A 16,557-nucleotide genomic window follows, 5' to 3' on the forward strand; every position below is an offset into this window, starting at 1 on the left:
GCTTCGCACAGGTCCGTTACCAGTCCTGCACGCCTCGCCGGGGGCCCGCCACCTTGGTCACTTGGCGGGGAAGATCTCCTTCCTCTGGAATGTCTTCACTGGACCTGAGCGGCTTTCAGGCCGCACCGCACTCGCCGTAGTAGAAGTCGGCGGCGCCGGGTTCGTTCTTGCCGTCCTCGAAGGCTTTGCGCAGCTGCCGGTACAGGGCGGCGACGTCTTCGGGGTCGGGGGTGCGGGCGGGGTCGGTGGGGTGTGGCCCGGGGCGCCACCCGTGGGGTAGCGGAGCGGTACCTGTGGAAGCGGCGGCGTTGTGGGCACGCCAGTGGTGTTCCTCGGCGAGGACTCGTCGGCGGGTGTAGCGGATGGGCCCGATGCCTTGGTGGTGCCAGCCGGTGGGGGCCTCGGCGAAGGTGGTGCGGCCTTCCAGGCGGATCTGGTCGAGGTGGAAGGCGCCGGAGAACAGGCAGTCGGTCAGGTCGGTGTCGGTCAGCACCAGGTGGGCGGCGTCGACGCCCTGTACGGAGGTGATCTGTACGCGGTCGGGGCCTGTGAGCAGGTCCTCACTCAGGGAGTTGCTTCCGTCGGTGAAAGGGGTGGGGTGGGAGATGACCGCGACAGGGGAGGTCAGGACCGCGTGACTGAGGTCCACGGCCGCGTACCGCACCCGTACGGTCGCCGTCGACTCCCATCGCGTCCGCCTACACACCACCTCCTTTGCGGCTAGCTCCAAGGTCACTGGCAGCACAAACACCGCGTGTGACAAGACCACCTGCCTCGCACACACCAATGGCCCCAACACAGGTACACCCTCAAACCGTGCGCCGTTGAACCTGGCGTTGCTGGTGAACTGTGCTCCGTTGAAGAAGGCCTCGTCGGCGAAGTGCGCGTCGTTGAACCACACGTTGCTGGTGAACTGTGCCCAGTCGAACCACGCGCTGCTGGTGAACTGTGCGCCGTTGAACCTGGCGTCGCTGGTGAACTGTGCCCCGTCGAACCTGGCGTTGCCGGTGAACTGGGCGTCGTTGAACCAGGCGGCGCCGACCCTGGGCTTGCCAGTGGAGGGATCGTTGAGGGCGGTAAGGAGGATCTCCAACAGCTCCTCGCTGAAGGGAGTGCCACGGTGGTCGATGTCCGCACCCGGGGCAAGCCCGCGCAGGTAGGCGATGCGGTAAGTCTCGGGAAGGTGAGCCAGGCAGGCCGTATGGCCGGGGACGTGGGCGCCGCGGCAGCCGACCGGATCGTCGGCCGGATCCGCTCCGTGTCCGCAGTGCAGCCACACGGGCGGTAAGGGTGTGCTCATGGTGCGGCGGCTCCACAGATGGGCATCGAGGTGCCGGGCCGGCACACAAGCAGGGACGCGCCATCGCCCGGACCCGGTTCAGGCACGTAGCCCCCAGGAAAACGACCCCGCGCCCTAACCCGCCCCCAGAACGACGAGTTGCCGCGTAGCCCGGGTCATCGCGACGTACCGATCCACCGCCCCCTCGATCCCCGCCCCGAACGACTCGGGCTCGACGACCACGACCAGGTCGAATTCGAGCCCCTTGGACAGCTCGGGTGTGAGTGAACGGACGCGGGAGGTCGCCTCGTAACCGGCGTCACCGATCACGCAAGCGATGCCGTCCGGGTGCGAGGCAAGCCACGTGTCCACGACCTCGTCCAGGTCGGACACCGAACCGTGGACGACCGGCACGCCGCCGCTGCGGATGGATGTCGGGACGTTGGCGTCGGGGAGGGCGGCGCGGATGACCGGCTCGGCCTCGGCCATGATCTCTTCCGGGGTGCGGTAGTTGATGCTGAGCGAGGCCATGGTGACGCGGTCCAGGCCGATCCGTCCGAGCCGTTCCTCCCAGGATTCCGTGAAGCCGTGGCGGGCCTGGGCGCGGTCGCCGACGATCGTGAAACTCCGGGACGGGCACCGCAGAAGCAGCATCTGCCACTCCGCGTCGGTCAGTTCCTGCGCCTCGTCGACGACGATGTGTCCGAACGGTCCCGCGAGCAAGTCCGGTTCGGCCGTGCGGAGTTCGGACTCGTCGACGAGGCTGACCTTGGCGTCCTGGCCGCGCAGCATCCGGACCAGCCCCACCCCTTCGTCACCGTCGGCGCCGGAGGCGGACGCGGCGTCGATGAGGTTGTCGACGACCTGGTCCATGCGCTCGCGCTGGGCGGCGAGGACGGTGTCGTGCCGACGTTTGCGCCGGGCCGCCTCCGGGTTACCGAGCCGCTGGCGGGCCGCGTCGAGGTACGGCAGGTCGGACACCGTCCAGGCGTGGGCGTCGGCGCGCTGCAGTGTCCGTACGTCATCGGGGCCGAGCCAGGGCGCGCACATGCGCAGATAGGCGGGGACGGACCACAGGTCGCCGACCACGTCGCTCGCTTCGAGGAGTGGCCAGGCGCGGTTGAAGGTGGTGAGCAACTCACCGTCCCGCGCGAGGGACTTGCGGAGCTGGGCGGGCGAGACGCCGGGGGCGTCGTTGTCGGGGTTGGCCTCCTGGTACGCCTCCTCGTGTTTCTCGGTGAGGATGGTGAGCAGTTCCTCCCAGACCTGGTCGCGGGCCTCGTTGTGGGGGACGCCGGGGGCCGATTCGAAGGCGACGGCCCAGTCGCCGGCGGTCAGCGGGAGGTCGGACCAGGGGGTCGAGACGGTGATCCCCCGGGTGGGCGGCTCCTCGTAGAAGGCGACGGCCTTGTCGATCGCCCGCACCAGCTCCACGGACGACTTCAGGCGGGCGACGGCGGGGTCGGCCTCGACGGCCGCCGACGCCCCCTCGTCGACGAGGTCCCGCAGGGTGCACGTCTGCACGCCCTCCTCGCCGAGGCTGGGGAGGACATCGGCGACGTACGCGAGATAGGGCCGATGCGGACCGACGAACAGCACACCGCCACCACGACGTTGGTGACCGAGGCGGGGATCGGCGTAGAGGAGATACGCGGAACGGTGCAGCGCGACGACGGTCTTGCCGGTGCCCGGCCCGCCGTCGACGACGAGCGCGCCCCGGGACCCCGCACGGATGATGGCGTCCTGGTCGGCCTGGATGGTGCCGAGGACGTCCCGCATGCGCGGCGAACGGTTGCCACCCAGGCTGGCGATGAAGGCGGACTGGTCGTCGAGGGCGGCGGAGTGCTCGTCGAACTCGCCCGCCACGAACACCTCGTCCCAGTAGTCGCCGATCCGCCCGTCGGTCCAGCGGTAACGTCGTCGGCTGGCCAGCCCCATCGGGTTGCCGTGGGTGGCGCCGAAGAACGGCTCGGCGGCGGGGGAACGCCAGTCGAGCAGCAGCCGACGCCCACCGCTGTCGGTGAGGCCGAGTCGTCCGACGTACACGGGCCGGTCGGGGTCGTCGGCGGTGACCATGTGCCCGAGACAGAGGTCGAGCCCGAAACGGCGCAACGCGCGCAGTCGGGCGGTGAGTTGGTGGATCTCGGTGTCGCGGTCCATGGCGTCGCGCCCGGTACCGCCCGGGGCCCGGCGCACGACGTCGAGCCGCCCGGAAAGCTCGGCGACGGTCTGCGCCAGACACTCGGCGATGGCGGCGAAGTGCCGCTCGTCGCGGGAGATGAGGCGGGGTTCGGCCTTGGCGGCCAGCCGCTCGGGAAGATCGAAGGCACTGATGGCACCGGTGGTGGCGGTGGTGGCGGTGGGCTGAGGCGGCACGGGATCAGCTCCGATCGTGGTCGTGGTCGTGGTCGTGATCGAGGTTGAGGTTGAGGTCGAACAGTCGACGGGCGGCGATGTTCGCGCCGTCGGTACGGACGGTGGGGGCGAGGGCGGTGGCCCGTGCGCGGGTCTCGGGGGCGAGGGCGACGATGAGCGCGGCGGAGAGGGAGTCGAAGGTGGGCGTGGGCCCGTCGTGCAGCGCGCCGACGCCCAACTCGGCGACGCGGGCGCCCCAGTAGGGCTGGTCGACGAGCTGCGGCACGATCACCTGCGGCGCACCGGCGCGGGCGGCGGTGGTGGTGGTACCGGCACCGCCGTGATGCACGACGGCGGCGGTACGGGGGAAGAGGGCTTGGTGGTTGACGTCGCCGACGACGAAACAGTCGCCCTGCTCATCGACGAGCCCGAGATCGGCCCACCCACGCCCGACGACCACCCGCCGCCCCTGCGCACGCACCGCCTCGACGGCGACACGACCGACATCGCTCGCACCCCGCATGGGCATGCTGCCGAACCCGACGTACACGGGCGGCTCACCACGGTCGAGGAAGGCCAACAGGTCGGCGGGCAGGGGACGTTCGTCGGAGAGAAGCCAGGCACCGGTCTGCAGGACATCGAGGTCGAGGTCGAGGTCGAGGTCGGAGGACTGGGGCCAAGGGGCGAGAACCGGGTCGGCGGCGAGGAACGGCCGCCCGGTGAAGACGTGCCGGACGACGTCGTCCACGACCGGCTGCCCCAGGGCCTGCCGATGGGCGTTGATGCCGGGCCCGTAAAGGAGCCTGAAGTTCTCGGAGTTGATGTCCCAGAGGGTTTGGTTGTCGGTCTCGCCGGGCGGGAAGGGCCGTCCGGGCAGGGCGTGCGGCCGGTGGTGGAGGGAGGGCAGCATGGTCGGAAAGAAGGCGACGTAGAAGAAGGGGACCCCGAGCGTCTCGGCGACGGACCGGGCGGCGGCGACGGCGGGCACGAGCCCGGTGGCGACGACGGCATCGCACCCGGCACTGCCCGCGAGCACGGCCTCGTACTGGGCGACGGTCATGGCGGCGGCCCGCTGCGGCAGGGCCTCCGGCGCCATGGGAGCGGACCCGGTCACGACGGTCCGCACGGGATCGGCGGCCGGCACGAACTCCACCCCGGCCCCGGCCAGCAACTTCGCGAACTCCTCGTCGGAGGGCGCACAAACCCGAACCTCGGCACCGAGCCCGCGCAACGCGACGGCAAGCGCGGCCATGGGCTGCACGTCGCCGCGAGACCCATAGGTGGACAGCAACACACGCACGTAGAAACTCCCCGTTTCAGCGACGATCCGGCCTGGGTAAAGCCCCGGACACCGGCCTAGGCGGGAGATTCTGCGGGACAGAGGGGGCCTTGCCGCAAGCCCCCCTGTGCGCTATACCTTGAGTATGGCAAGGAGTTCCGGACTCCTTGCCTTTACTGTTTTCTGGCAGCTGTGTTCAGTACCGCTGCCGCTGCCCCTGAGGGCTGGCGCGTGGAACTGGTCGAGGGAGAGGTCTGTGTGTCGCCGCCCGGCCCTGCGCCCCTCGGGTTCGAGTTGGACACGGTGGAGTAGCCCGGCCGCCTGCATCAGCATGACCGTCACCGACGTCGTCATGACGAACGTCGTGCCGCCCTACCTCCGCAACACGTACTCCTGTACCTGTACCTGCACCCGCGCCTGCCCGGCCCGCTGCGGCTCCGCCGCTCGGGCCGGGCCCGCGTTCGCTGCGATGATGAGTGTGGCGGCGGCGACGATCGCCGCGCAGATCGCTCTGGTGTATGAGAGCACGGCAACCTCGCAACAACAGCTATGACGACTAAGACAGCAACAACAGCTGAGACAGCAGTAACAACAGCGATAACAGTGATGTATTAAGCGTGCTTAACTCGTGGCTTAACGTAGAGCTTGACGGACCTCAACGGCAAGTAGGCGCAGGGGAGTTGGGCGATGGCGGAGCGCGACGACCCGGAGGTCATCGGGCGTAGGGTGCAGCGGCTGCGCAGTGAGCAGGGGCTGACGCAGCGGCAGTTGGCGGAGCCCGCCTACACACCCGCGTACGTCTCCACCGTGGAGGCGGGCCGCGTGCGGGCCTCCGACGAGGCGCTCAGGCACATCGCCGAGCGGCTCGGGGTGGCGTACGAGGAGCTGGTGACCGGGCGGCCCGCCCATCTGGCCACCGACCTCCGGCTGCGGCTCACCGACGCCCAGCGCACCCTCGCCACCGGCGAGACCGAGGCCGCGGCCAAGCAGTACGGGCAGTTGCGGGAGGAAGCCGCGCGGCTCGGGTTGCTGCCCGAGGAGGCCGCCGCGCTGCTCGGGCTCGGCGAGTGCGGGGTGGAGAACGGCGATCTCGCCGCCGCCCAGGGGTACTTCGAGCTGGCTGAGGGATGTCTGGCCGACGGGCCGCTCACCGGGCGGGTGCCCGCTCTGCGGGGACGGGCCGTCGCTCACTACCTCGCCGGTGAACTCCGTTACTCCGTATACCTTCTTGAGTCCACCATCGATGAGCTGAATCGCAGTGGGCTGCACGATCCCGACGCGCTGCTCCCGCTCTACGCCAGTTCCATCGCCCCCTACATGGACATGGGCGCCCACGCCCGCGCCGCCCAGGCCGCCGAACTCGCCCTCGCGCTCGCCCCGCAGGTGAGCGACCCCGCGCTGGTCGCCCGTATGCACCGCCAGGTCGCCCGCACGATGCTCGCCGAGGGGCGGTACGCCGAGGCCGACGCCTCGCTCGCCAAGGCCGCCGAGCTGTACCGGCAGCTGCAGATCCGTACCGAGCTGGCCAACTGCCACTGGATGCGCGGGTATCTGTACGCCCAGCAGGGGGAATTCGCCCGTGCGGAGGGGGAGTTGAGGCAGGCGCACGCCATGCTCGCCGCCAAGCGCGCCGCCCTCTACAGCAGTCAGGTCACCGTCGAGCTGGCCGACGTACTGCACCGGCGCGGCAAGTCCGAGGAGGCGGCGACGCTGCTGCACGACGTGCTCGGCGACCTCTCCTCGGAGCGCGGCGCCGTCCACTCGGCCGCCGCCCACCGGCTGCTCGGCATCATCGCCGAGGACGCCCGGGACACCGAGAAGGCGGAGGAGCACTACGTCCGCGCGCTGAGCGTCCTGGAGCGGGCCGGCGCCGCCGGTGACCTCGCCGACCTGTGCCGGCTGCTCGGCGATCTGCTCCGCCGGACGGGCCGGGTCGAGGCCGCGCTCGACGCCTACCGGACGGGGCTGGGGCATCGTACGGCCCCGGGGACCACCACACTGGGCCCGGCGCCCGCACAGCCCCCTCTTTGACGAAGCCTCGGTGGCGCACAGTGCCGCCGGTTAACCTTCGGCCGGACCTCTGGACATTTCACCGGGACGGTACGGAGCGCGTGGACAGCGAGCACGGCGAGCACGGTGGGTACGACGGCTACCGCGGCCACAGCGGCCACAGCGGCTACGGCGGCTACGGCGGCTACGGCGGCGGGGCGCGAGTCGTCGACGGGCTGCGGTTCGCCGTACGCGCCCTCGTGTACACCGTCGTCGGCGGCATCGCGCTGATCGCCATCGTGACCGTCGCCTCCGTCCTCGGGCCGACCTTCGCGATGGACCTGTACACACCCGCCGTCGCCGCCTGGTGGACGGTGTTCACGGCGATCGTCGTACAAGGCGTGCCCTTCCTGCTGCTGGGCACCCTGGTGTCGGCGGCGATCGGGGCCTTCGTACCGGAGAAGGTCTTCACCCGGCTGCTGCCGCGCAACCAGGCCCTCGCCGTGCCGATCGCGGGCGCGGCCGGGGTCGTACTCCCGGGGTGCGAGTGCGCGTCCGTGCCGGTGGCGGGCAGTCTGATGCGGCGCGGGGTCGCCCCGGCCGCCGCGCTCGCCTTCCTCCTCTCCGCCCCCGCCATCAACCCCGTCGTGCTCGTCGCGACCTCGATCGCCTTCCCCGGCCAGCCCCAGATGGTCCTCGGCCGGCTGGTCGCCTCCCTCGCCACGGCGGTGGTCATGGGGTGGCTGTGGGCGCGGTTCGGCCGGGGGAAGTGGCTGCCGAGGCCGAGGGCGGGGGGCGGCGGGTCCTCCGGCCCCGGCTGGCGCGGGTTCCTGCCCGGGCTCCAGTACGACTTCCTGCACGCCGGCGGCTTCCTGGTACTGGGCGCGGGGGCCGCGGCGACCTTCAACATCGTCGTACCGAGATCCGTGCTCGACCTGTTCACCGGTTCGCCGTGGCTGTCGGTGCTGCTGCTCGCCGTACTGGCGGTCGTGCTGTGCGTGTGCAGCGAGGCCGACGCCTTCGTCGCCGCCTCCCTCAGCGGCTTCTCGCCCACCGCCCGGCTCGCCTTCATGGTGGTCGGCCCGATGGTCGACCTGAAACTGATCGCCCTCCAGGCGGGCACCTTCGGCCGGTCCTTCGCCGTCCGGTTCTCGTCCGTGACGTGGGTGGTCGCGGTCGCCAGCAGCGTCGTCGTCGGGTGGTGGTTGTTGTGAGGCGGTACGGGGGTGCCGTGCTGTTGCTGCTCACGGGCGGGGCGGTGCTGCGGATCTCACTCTTCAGCGAGCTGTATCTGCGGTATGTGCAGGCGGGGCTGCGGCCGTACCTGGTGGTGTCCGGGGTGGTGCTGGTGGTGCTGGGGGCGGTGGCCGTCGTGGCGCAGCGGCGGGGGGCGGAGGGCCATGACGGGCACGACGATGACGGTGGCGACGACGGTCACGGGCACGACGGTGACGACGGGCACAACCATGGACACAGTCACAGTCACAGTCACAGTCACGGGCATGGGTACGGGCCCCCGGTGGCCTGGCTGCTCACCCTCCCCGCCCTCGCCCTGCTCCTCTTCCCGCCGCCCGCCCTGGGCTCGTACAGCGCGGACCGGGAGGCGGCGCAGCGGGCCGCGCAGGGCGTGGGCACCTTCCCCGCGCTGCCCGCGGGGGACCCGCTGGAGCTGACGGTCGGCGAGTTCGGCTCGCGGGCGATCTTCGACAGCGGACGGTCCCTGAAGGGCCGTACCCTCCGGCTGACCGGCTTCGTCACCCACGGGGACGACGGTGCCTGGTACGTCACCCGCCTCCTCGTCTCCTGCTGCGCGGCCGACGCGTCCGCGGGCAAGGTCGAGATCCGCGACGCCGACGCCCCGGTCACGGACACCTGGGTCACGGTCACCGGGACCTGGGTGCCGAAGGGCGAGCTGGGGTCGGACGCGGCCTGGCCGCCCGTACTGGCCGCCGAGTCGGTGAAGAAGGTCGCGGAGCCGTCGAACCCGTACGAGAAACGATGACCGGCATTCCTGGCTGAGCGAGAGTGAAAGGATTCCCCGGTTGCCGGACAGGGCAGGTCGTGGAATCCATGACGGAGACGGAACAGAGGGCCACCGGGGATCAGCGGGCCCGCTTCGAGGCGCTGGCGCACGTCGTGGCCGAGCCGCTGCACCGCTATCTGCTGCGGCGCGCGGACCCCGACCAGGTCGACGACGTCCTCTCGGAGACGCTGCTGGTGCTGTGGCGCCGGATCGCGGAGGTGCCGGGCCTGGAGGCGCCGGGGCACGCGCCTGACCCCGACGCCGTACTGCCCTGGTGCTACGGCGTCGCCCGGGGCTGCCTGTCCAACGCCCGCCGCGCGGACCGCCGTAGACGCTCCCTGCTGGAACGCCTGACATGGACGGCGGCGGGCACGGCGAGGCAGACACGGGAGACGGAGGACCCCGACCACACGGCCCTGCACACCGCACTGGCCCAACTCCGGCCGCTGGACCGGGAAGTGGTCCTCCTCTGGGCGTACGAGGAACTGCCCCCGAGCCGGATCGCCGAGGTGACCGGTCTGAGCGCGAACGCCGTGAGCATCCGGCTGCACCGCGCGAAAAAGAAACTGGCGGCCCAACTGGAACGAAAGACCGCCCCACGCCCCGGACATGAGACGGACGAAGGACAAGAAACCGGAAACGGAATCGGAAGGAGCAGTCGGTGAACGACGACGAGTTGCTGGCCCAGCTGAAGGCCACGGACCCGGTACGGACCTCGAAGGCTCCACGACCCGACGTCACCCGTCTTGTGGAGGCCACGATGAGCACGAGTCCTACGAGTCCTACAGGTACTGCGAGTGCTGCGAGTTCAAAGACGACAACCGCGACCGCCGGCCCGTTGCGAGGAGCGCCGCGCCGACGCCTCGTACCGGCCCTGGCGTTCGCGGCCCTGCTGGTGGTGGGCGGCGGTGTCACCTGGGGCGTCGCGCAGGGTGGAGAGGGTACGGCGGACAAGGCGGGGGCACATGCGGCGGGCGGCGGCCAGGTGCCCGGGCTCGAACCCCTCACCTTCGCCCTCGCGGACGGCGGCTCGGTGGCCCCGATGTGCGCGGCGCCCACGCCCGACTCCCTGCGCCGCCACGACCTCGCCTTCGAGGGCACGGTGACGGCCGTGGACGGCGACCGCGTGGTCCTCCGGGTCGACCACTGGTACCGCCTCGACCCCAACCTGGCCAACCCCACCGACGAGGTCCGCCTCACCAGCGACAAGGGCAACCCGGAGGCCCCGGACTTCCCGCTCGGCGGCCACTACCTCGTCACCGCCGATGCCAACAGCGGCACCGTCCCGGTCTGCGGCGGCACGACCGAGGCCACGGACGAGGCGAGGGCCATGTTCCGGGAGGCGTTCGAGAAGTAACCGGAGAAGCAGCGGGAGAAGCGACGGAGAGCGGTCCCTTTCCTCCTCCCCCGCCTCAACCCCTACACCCCGTACGAGGGAGGCGGTCGCCGTCGGCTGAGATCGGAATGCCGGGTGGTGCGTGGCATAGAACCGCTTCCCTGGGTACCCGGAAGCCCCGAGGGGCCCAGGGAGGCGATGACCGTGCGACCACGGGACTGCCGCCCCGGTGAGCTGCCCGCCCGACTCTGCGCCGTGGCCGTCGAGTTGCTGCCGGTCGCCGGTGCGAGTGTGTCGCTGTGCGCCGACGGGGTCCCGCTGCGGCTGGCCGCCACCGACGACCTGGCCGCCCGACTGGCCGACATCCAGGTCACGTTGGGCGACGGGCCCGGTCTCCGCGCCGCCGCCTCCGGCACCCCCGTACTCGCCTGCGACCTGAACTCCGGCCGGGACGCGCGCCGTTGGCCCGTCTTCGCCCAGCAGGCGACGGCGGCGGGCGTGCGCGCGGTGTACGCGCTGCCGCTCGGCACCGAGCGGGTCCGCGTCGGCACCCTCGACCTCTACCGCGACAGCGCGGGCGAGTTGACGCCAGACGAACTGTGGACGGCCGGATGCGTCGCACGACTGGTGACCGTGTCGCTGATGGACCTCTCCAGGAGGGCCCGGCTGGACGGCCACGGGCTGGTCGGCGAGCCCGACGAGATCCACCAGGCCGCCGGCATGGTCATGGCCCAGCTCGGCATCGGCCCGGACGACGCCCTCGCCCGCCTCCGCGCCCACGCCTTCGCCCACGGCCGTACGGTGCTGGTGGTGGCCAGGGAGGTGCTGGGCCGCCGGAGCCGGCTCGACGGCGAGTGAGAACAGCTCAGTACACGCCCTGATCAGACGACTCCGCGTCCGCGTCCGCGTCTGCGTCTGCGTCCGTGTCTGTTTCTGTCTCGGGCTCCTGCAAGTCCTCCTGTACGTCCTCCTCCTGCACGTCCTCCTGCTGCGGCGGAACCGGCGCCGAGGTGGGCGTAGACGCCGGAGTCGGTGAAGGACTCTGGCCCTGCTCCTGTACGGGTGTCTGCGGTGGGGCCGGGGGCTCCTGGCGGGTCTGGCGGAGACGGTCCGCGCCCACCTGCAGCGCATGGACCGTGTACTCCGTGCGCGGCTCGGCCAGGCCGCCGTTCGTGACGAGGATCGCGTCGTCGCCGACCCGCGCTGCCGCGAGGTCCAGGGTGAGCGTCGCCGGAGCACCGTCGAGTTCGCCCCGCGTCGACAGGCGCAACCCCTGTCTGGCCTCCCCGGCCTCCGGCAGCCCGACCTCCGTGACCCGCACCTCCCGCCGGTCGCCGCGCGGGCCGGTCGCCGTGAAGCTGGCGCACTTCTGCGGCATCGTCTTCAGCCAGGCGAGCCCCTTGTCCACGTCGGCGCGGTGGGCGGCGGTGACCTGGTAGCGGAGCTGGGTGCCGTCGTCGTAGTCGTCGAAACCGGCGACGGCGCGGGCGCCGGTCGGCTCGCCCAGCAGTTCCTCCGTGTACACGGCGTCGAGGAGTCGTCCGCAGTCGGCGTTGTCCGTCGTCGCCTTGAGCAGCGCGTCCCGCCAGAGCGCCGCGCCCTCGGTCGGGGTCCAGGGCGCCCCGAGGTCGGCGTCGGTGAGGAGCGCGCTCTGCGCCTGGACGTCGGTGAGGGCAGCGGGCGCGGTCGGTACGGCGGAGGCGGGCCGGGCGGCGGGGGAGGCGGCGGCCGGGCGGGCCTGCCGGCGTTCCGTGCTGCCCCCGGCACCGCCGTTCCCGTCGCCGTCCTGCATGCACGCGGCCATCGTCAGCAGGGTGCCCATCCCGATGGCCGAGGCGAGCAGACGTACCGCACGGGGAGAGGGCCGACGGGTCATCAAGGGGTTCCTCCAGAAGTGCCGGTACGTCGGATGCCTCCTCCGACGGCACCACCGCCCGGGCACTCCCACCAGCGGGCCGGGCCGTACGGGTGAGCGGCACCCCGCAGACCCCGTCTCCTGACGGCAACAAGGGCGTGGCAGCCTGTGCAGCCGGGAAAGGAGCCCCACTGTGACGACCGCCCAGCCCAACCCCCTTGCCCGGCAAGGAAGTACGGCCCAGCCCATCCCCGTGATCATCGACTGCGACACCGGTGTCGACGACGCCCTGGCCCTGCTGTTCGCCGTACGCCACCCCGGACTCGACCTCCGCGCGGTCACCTGCGTGGCCGGGAACACGGACGTCGACCAGGTCGTACGCAACACCCTCACCGTCCTCGACCGGGCGGGCGCCCCCGACCTGCCCGTCGCGCGCGGCGCCGCCCGCCCGCTGATCGAGCCCGCCCGGCACGCCTCCCACGTACACGGCCAGGACGGCATGGGCGACCTCGGCCTACCGGCGCCCACCACCCGTACCGCCGTCGACGTGGACGCGGTGACCCTGCTGCGCCGCGAGATACTCGCCTCCCCCCGCCCGGTCACCCTCATACCGACCGCGCCGCTCACCAACATCGCCCTGCTGCTGCGTACGTACCCCGAGGTGACCCGGAACATCGAACGGATCGTCTTCATGGGCGGCGCGGTGACCACCGGCAACGCCACCCCGGTCGCCGAGTTCAACGTGTGGCACGACCCGGAGGCCGCCGCGATCCTGCTCACCGCAGGGGTCCCGATCACGATGTACGGCCTGGACGTCTTCGAGCGCGTAGTCGTACCGGCCGCGGATGTACGACGGCTGCGGGCGAGCGCGGAACCGGGCGCGCGTCTGGCGGGCGACCTGCTCGCGCACCGGCACCCGGCCGCCACGACCGACCCCGACGCCCCGGGCGGCCTCGGCGACGCGGGCGCCGTCTGCGCGGTCGCCGACCCGGCGGGCCTGACGACCGAACTGCTGCCAGTCGAGGTCTCCTTGGCGCCCGGCCCGACCCGGGGCCAGACGGTAGTGGACCGCAGACCGCGCCACGGCGAGTCCGAGATCCACCACGGCACGCGTGAACAGGCCCTGGTGGAGGTGGGGTTGGACGTGGACGTGACGCGGTACGCGCGCCTGTACCTGGAGACGGTAGAGACCCGATAGCAGCCAAGAACCTCAGAAGACCATGAGGCCAGAAGATCGGGAGGTCAGAAGGCCGAAAGATCAGAAGGTCGAAAGATCAGGACAACAGGCCGTCGTAGTCGGGCAGCTTGTAGGTCGTGTCGGCGTAACCGCCGCTCAGGTCGGTGGTGTTGTTGCCGATGTTGGCGATGATGTCGTAGCCCTCGGCCTCGATCGCCTTGCGCTGGGAGGTCTTGAAGTCGGCGATGCTCTCGGTCAGCAACTGCGCGACCGTGCGCGCGTAGAGCCCGTCGACCGTGTAACCGACCTTCGTCAGGTTGGACCTGGTCACCGAGTTGAACAGGTTGCTGCGGGCGCTGATGAAGAAGACGCTGATCCCCTTGGCGTGGGCGTCCTGTGCCAGGGCGAGCACCGGCGGGGTGGCGGGCGTGCTGGTGCCGGCGCCCTCGAAGTAGGTCTCCAGCGAGGTGTTGTCGATGTCCAGCACGATCGCCAGGTCGGCGCCCGAGGTGTCGGCGGCGGCCCGGTTGTCGATGTAGGTCTGCGCGGGGCCGGTGACGGCGGCGACGTCGGACAGCCACTGGGCCTCGGTGACGGTCGAGTCGGCGGCGTGCGCGGGCAGGGCGGCGGCGAACGCCAGGCCGAGCCCGGCCACGACGGCCACGGCTCCACGGCGTGCGGTGAGACGGTTCATCGGGTGAGCGCTCCTCAGGTCACGGCAGCCCCGGTCCCGTACCGGTGGCCGTCGTTCCGCAACGCTCCTGGCACCGGGCATGCAACGGGCGACATCCGGGAGACCACGCGGCGACGCGACACCCATGTTCTGCCCAGGTACCTGTGAACGAGCCTTGGGGGAAGGGGACTTGGAACGACGACGCCCCGGTACACGCTCACGGGGAGCGGTACCGGGGCGGTCGTGTCCAGGTGCTGTCGGGTCGGTAGTACCCAGGTATGACGGGGGCGGTCGTACCCGGGTGCTACCGCGCCGGATCAGGCTCCGGTGCGGGAGGCCTTGCGGCGCTTCGTCGCCACGACGATCGCGGCGCCGCCGATCAGCAGCGCGGCGGCTGCGCCCGCGATCGGGCCGGTGGCGCTGCCGCCGCCCGTCTCGGCCAGCGGGGGCTGGGTGCCCTCCGGGGTGGTCGGCGTGGCCGGCGGGGTGGACTCCGGGGTCGATTCGGACGGCGTCGGGGTCGGGGTGCCCGGCGTCTCGGAGGCGGGCGGGGTCGTCTCGGTCACCGGCTCGGACGGGGTCGGCGTACCGGGGGTCTCCTCGGCCGGCGGCGTCGGGGTCGGGCTGCTCGGGGGCTCCTCGGCGGGCGGGGTGCTGGTGGTCGTGCAGTCCTTCGTGCCGCCGTTCCAGGCCGCGATCAGCTTGTCCTTGATGACGGGACGGTCCGGACCCTTGGGCACGTCACCGTGCTCGAAGCCGTCGTTGGCGTCGAACTTGCCGTCGAACTTGACCTTGCCGCGGTAGAGGTCGATCTGCGCGTAGCAGCCCGCGTCCGGCACCGCGATGTCGAGCGAGTCGGTCTGGCCCTGCTTGACCGTCACGCTGTCGAAGTCGACGAAGACCTGAACACCGGAGGTCTTGAAGGTCGGACCGTGGGCGAGGTACGAGGCCAGGGAGGCCGTGCAGGTGGTGGCGTCACCGGCGGTACGGACCTGGATGTGGACCTTGCCGTCCTCGGTGACCTTGAGGTTCTGGTCGTCGACCCGGACCGAGTCGAAGAAGTTCTTCCCGTCGAGGGAGAACTGGCAGCGGTCGGTCTCGGTCTTCGTGCCGGCGCCCGTTCCGGGCTTGTAGCCGTCGGTCTTGGAGCCCCAGCCGTCGCCACCGGGCGTCCCGGTGGCCCAGGCCCCCGAGGCGGAGGCGGCGCACAGGGCGAGCGCGGCGGTGCCCGTCCCCAGCAGGCGCAGCCCGGTGACACGTCTCGCTATGGACATGCGGATCCCATCTTCGCGTGGGCGAGAACCCGGGCACGGCGGGAGGGCAGCACGTCGCTGCCGGGCCGTACCGGGGGAGTGTGGTCGAAGGAACGCCTGGCCCATTGGTCAAATGCGCCACAGCGTTTCCACATCGTCGATCTTGCGGCCCGTACTGTCAACTCAGCCGATTGCAAAGGAGATTCGTGCGGGGGATCGCGTGTCGTCACAATTCCACCACACAAGGAACGGTGTGTTCCGGGGGCGCATGCGGTCACTCGGAGGGTGGGGTGCCTCATCCCGCCGTGGGGCTGGTGGTCTGGCCGGGGGAGACGTTCGGCGGCGGGGTGAGGACGACGGTCGGGGAGCCCGGGGCCGGGACGGGCGGGGTGACGTCGGAGGCGGGCAGTTTCGGCGGGGTGGTCTCCTGGAAGAGCACGGTGTCGAAATTGACGAGCCCGGTCTTCTCCATGACGGTGATGTGGTCGAGGACGGTGGTGTTGGCCTGGTCGGCGAGGGCGCGTACCAGGGTGTTCTTGGTGGTGGAGCGGATCTTGGCGACGGTGTTGAAGATCGACCCGTGGGTGATGCGCAGGATGTTGGCGAAGTCGGAGTCGAACTGCGTGCCCCTGCTGTCGGCGGTCAGCGTGGAGATGAACCCCTGCTGCTGCGGACTCGGCAGGTTGGGAATGGTCACCCCGAGCACCGGGGCGATCCGCCGCACGGTCGCGTCGAGGGCGGCGTGCCCGGCGACGAGGTGCTGTCCGGCGGTGACGACAGCGGGCGAGGTCCCCTTGGCGATGGCCATCTGCCCGACCGGGTACTCCCAGAGCCCTGCCGCCCGCACCTTCACCACGAAGTCCCGGTCGGCCTCCGTCAGCGGCCCGGCGGAGGTCTGGGCGATGACACGCGTGGGCGAACTGGACACGTTCTGCACGCCGAGCATGGCGGGATAGGCGAGCGCGGCCAGCGTCAGTCCCAACGCGCCACCCACGAACAGTGTGCCGGTCGCGCTACGGGTGAATCGCACCTTGCCTCCAGCTGTCGCGACGGAAGTCGTCGACCAGAAGTACGGCTGCACGGCCCCCCGGAAACCTTTGGTCTCCGTAAGGCCCACGCAAAAGGTGCACCATGAACCCAAGCCGTTTCCTCGCCCCCGCCGCCCCTACCCGTCCCATCCCCGGGGGGGGGGGCCCCCCCCCCCCCCCCCCCCGGCCGCCCCCCCCCCCCCGGGGGGGGGGGGGGGGGGGCGGGGGGGGGGGGGGGGGGGGGGGGGGGGGGGGGGGGGGCTTGGGGGGGGGGGGGGGCGGGCAAAAATCGGCCTGGACGGCCTCGTCC

The 16,557-nt window shown here is 71.4% G+C and carries 15 protein-coding genes; 8 read left to right on the plus strand and 7 right to left on the minus strand.

Annotated features, from left to right (window positions below):
• Positions 1 to 115: 115 nt before the first annotated feature.
• The 3 genes from CW359_RS44210 to CW359_RS44220 form a co-directional block, all read right to left on the minus strand.
• Positions 116 to 1,300 (minus strand): pentapeptide repeat-containing protein, encoded by a 1,185-nt coding sequence (locus tag CW359_RS44210; protein WP_105975921.1) that lies wholly within the window; start codon positions 1,298 to 1,300, stop codon positions 116 to 118.
• 114 nt (positions 1,301 to 1,414) lie between these two features.
• Positions 1,415 to 3,655 (minus strand): RNA polymerase recycling motor ATPase HelR, encoded by a 2,241-nt coding sequence (gene helR / locus CW359_RS44215; protein WP_198655617.1) that lies wholly within the window; start codon positions 3,653 to 3,655, stop codon positions 1,415 to 1,417.
• A 4-nt stretch (positions 3,656 to 3,659) separates the two neighbouring features.
• A complete protein-coding gene (locus CW359_RS44220) occupies positions 3,660 to 4,934 on the minus strand; it encodes a glycosyltransferase (protein WP_105975922.1) in 1,275 nt (424 codons plus the stop codon).
• Between the two features lie 310 nt (positions 4,935 to 5,244).
• Between CW359_RS44220 and CW359_RS45655 the strand changes: the two genes are divergently transcribed.
• The 7 genes from CW359_RS45655 (at position 5,245) to CW359_RS44255 (ending at position 11,119) form a co-directional block, all read left to right on the plus strand.
• Positions 5,245 to 5,466: a hypothetical protein gene (locus CW359_RS45655; RefSeq protein ID WP_157968751.1), complete on the plus strand. Its 222-nt coding sequence runs from the start codon at positions 5,245 to 5,247 to the stop codon at positions 5,464 to 5,466.
• Positions 5,467 to 5,600: 134 nt separating this feature from the next.
• Positions 5,601 to 6,944, plus strand: a complete 1,344-nt coding sequence (locus CW359_RS44225; RefSeq protein WP_105975923.1) for a helix-turn-helix domain-containing protein — start codon at positions 5,601 to 5,603, stop codon at positions 6,942 to 6,944.
• A 194-nt stretch (positions 6,945 to 7,138) separates the two neighbouring features.
• Positions 7,139 to 8,116, plus strand: coding sequence for a permease (locus tag CW359_RS44235; protein ID WP_105975932.1), 978 nt, complete (start codon positions 7,139 to 7,141; stop codon positions 8,114 to 8,116).
• The gene (locus CW359_RS44240) at positions 8,113 to 8,904 is read left to right on the plus strand and encodes a TIGR03943 family putative permease subunit (RefSeq protein WP_105975924.1); all 792 of its coding nucleotides are present in this window, start codon (positions 8,113 to 8,115) and stop codon (positions 8,902 to 8,904) included. Before CW359_RS44235 ends, CW359_RS44240 begins: the two co-directional genes overlap by 4 nt.
• A 68-nt stretch (positions 8,905 to 8,972) precedes the next feature.
• Positions 8,973 to 9,590 carry an RNA polymerase sigma factor gene (locus tag CW359_RS44245; RefSeq protein WP_232838879.1) on the plus strand — a complete coding sequence of 206 codons (618 nt, stop codon included), beginning with the start codon at positions 8,973 to 8,975 and terminating at the stop codon, positions 9,588 to 9,590.
• Positions 9,587 to 10,282, plus strand: a complete 696-nt coding sequence (locus CW359_RS44250; protein WP_105975926.1) for a hypothetical protein — start codon at positions 9,587 to 9,589, stop codon at positions 10,280 to 10,282. Before CW359_RS44245 ends, CW359_RS44250 begins: the two co-directional genes overlap by 4 nt.
• Before the next feature lie 177 nt (positions 10,283 to 10,459).
• A complete protein-coding gene (locus tag CW359_RS44255; protein ID WP_105975927.1) occupies positions 10,460 to 11,119 on the plus strand; it encodes a GAF and ANTAR domain-containing protein in 660 nt (219 codons plus the stop codon).
• A gap of 7 nt (positions 11,120 to 11,126) precedes the next feature.
• Here the strand turns inward: CW359_RS44255 and CW359_RS44260 are convergent, their stop codons facing one another.
• Positions 11,127 to 12,137 (minus strand): hypothetical protein, encoded by a 1,011-nt coding sequence (locus CW359_RS44260; protein WP_198655618.1) that lies wholly within the window; start codon positions 12,135 to 12,137, stop codon positions 11,127 to 11,129.
• 172 nt (positions 12,138 to 12,309) lie between these two features.
• Here CW359_RS44260 and CW359_RS44265 point away from each other — a divergent pair, with 172 nt between their 5' ends.
• The gene (locus tag CW359_RS44265) at positions 12,310 to 13,314 is read left to right on the plus strand and encodes a nucleoside hydrolase (RefSeq protein ID WP_105975928.1); all 1,005 of its coding nucleotides are present in this window, start codon (positions 12,310 to 12,312) and stop codon (positions 13,312 to 13,314) included.
• Positions 13,315 to 13,390: 76 nt separating this feature from the next.
• Here CW359_RS44265 and CW359_RS44270 read toward each other — a convergent pair whose 3' ends face one another.
• The 3 genes from CW359_RS44270 to CW359_RS44280 form a co-directional block, all read right to left on the minus strand.
• Positions 13,391 to 13,987: an HAD family acid phosphatase gene (locus tag CW359_RS44270; protein WP_105975929.1), complete on the minus strand. Its 597-nt coding sequence runs from the start codon at positions 13,985 to 13,987 to the stop codon at positions 13,391 to 13,393.
• A 296-nt stretch (positions 13,988 to 14,283) separates the two neighbouring features.
• Positions 14,284 to 15,240, minus strand: coding sequence for an LAETG motif-containing sortase-dependent surface protein (locus CW359_RS44275; protein WP_105975930.1), 957 nt, complete (start codon positions 15,238 to 15,240; stop codon positions 14,284 to 14,286).
• Positions 15,241 to 15,514: 274 nt separating this feature from the next.
• Positions 15,515 to 16,213 carry a DUF4142 domain-containing protein gene (locus tag CW359_RS44280; protein WP_105975933.1) on the minus strand — a complete coding sequence of 233 codons (699 nt, stop codon included), beginning with the start codon at positions 16,211 to 16,213 and terminating at the stop codon, positions 15,515 to 15,517.
• Positions 16,214 to 16,557 lie beyond the last annotated feature (344 nt).

Origin of the sequence: Streptomyces geranii, from assembly GCF_002954775.1 — a bacterium.
GTDB lineage: Bacteria > Actinomycetota > Actinomycetes > Streptomycetales > Streptomycetaceae > Streptomyces > Streptomyces geranii.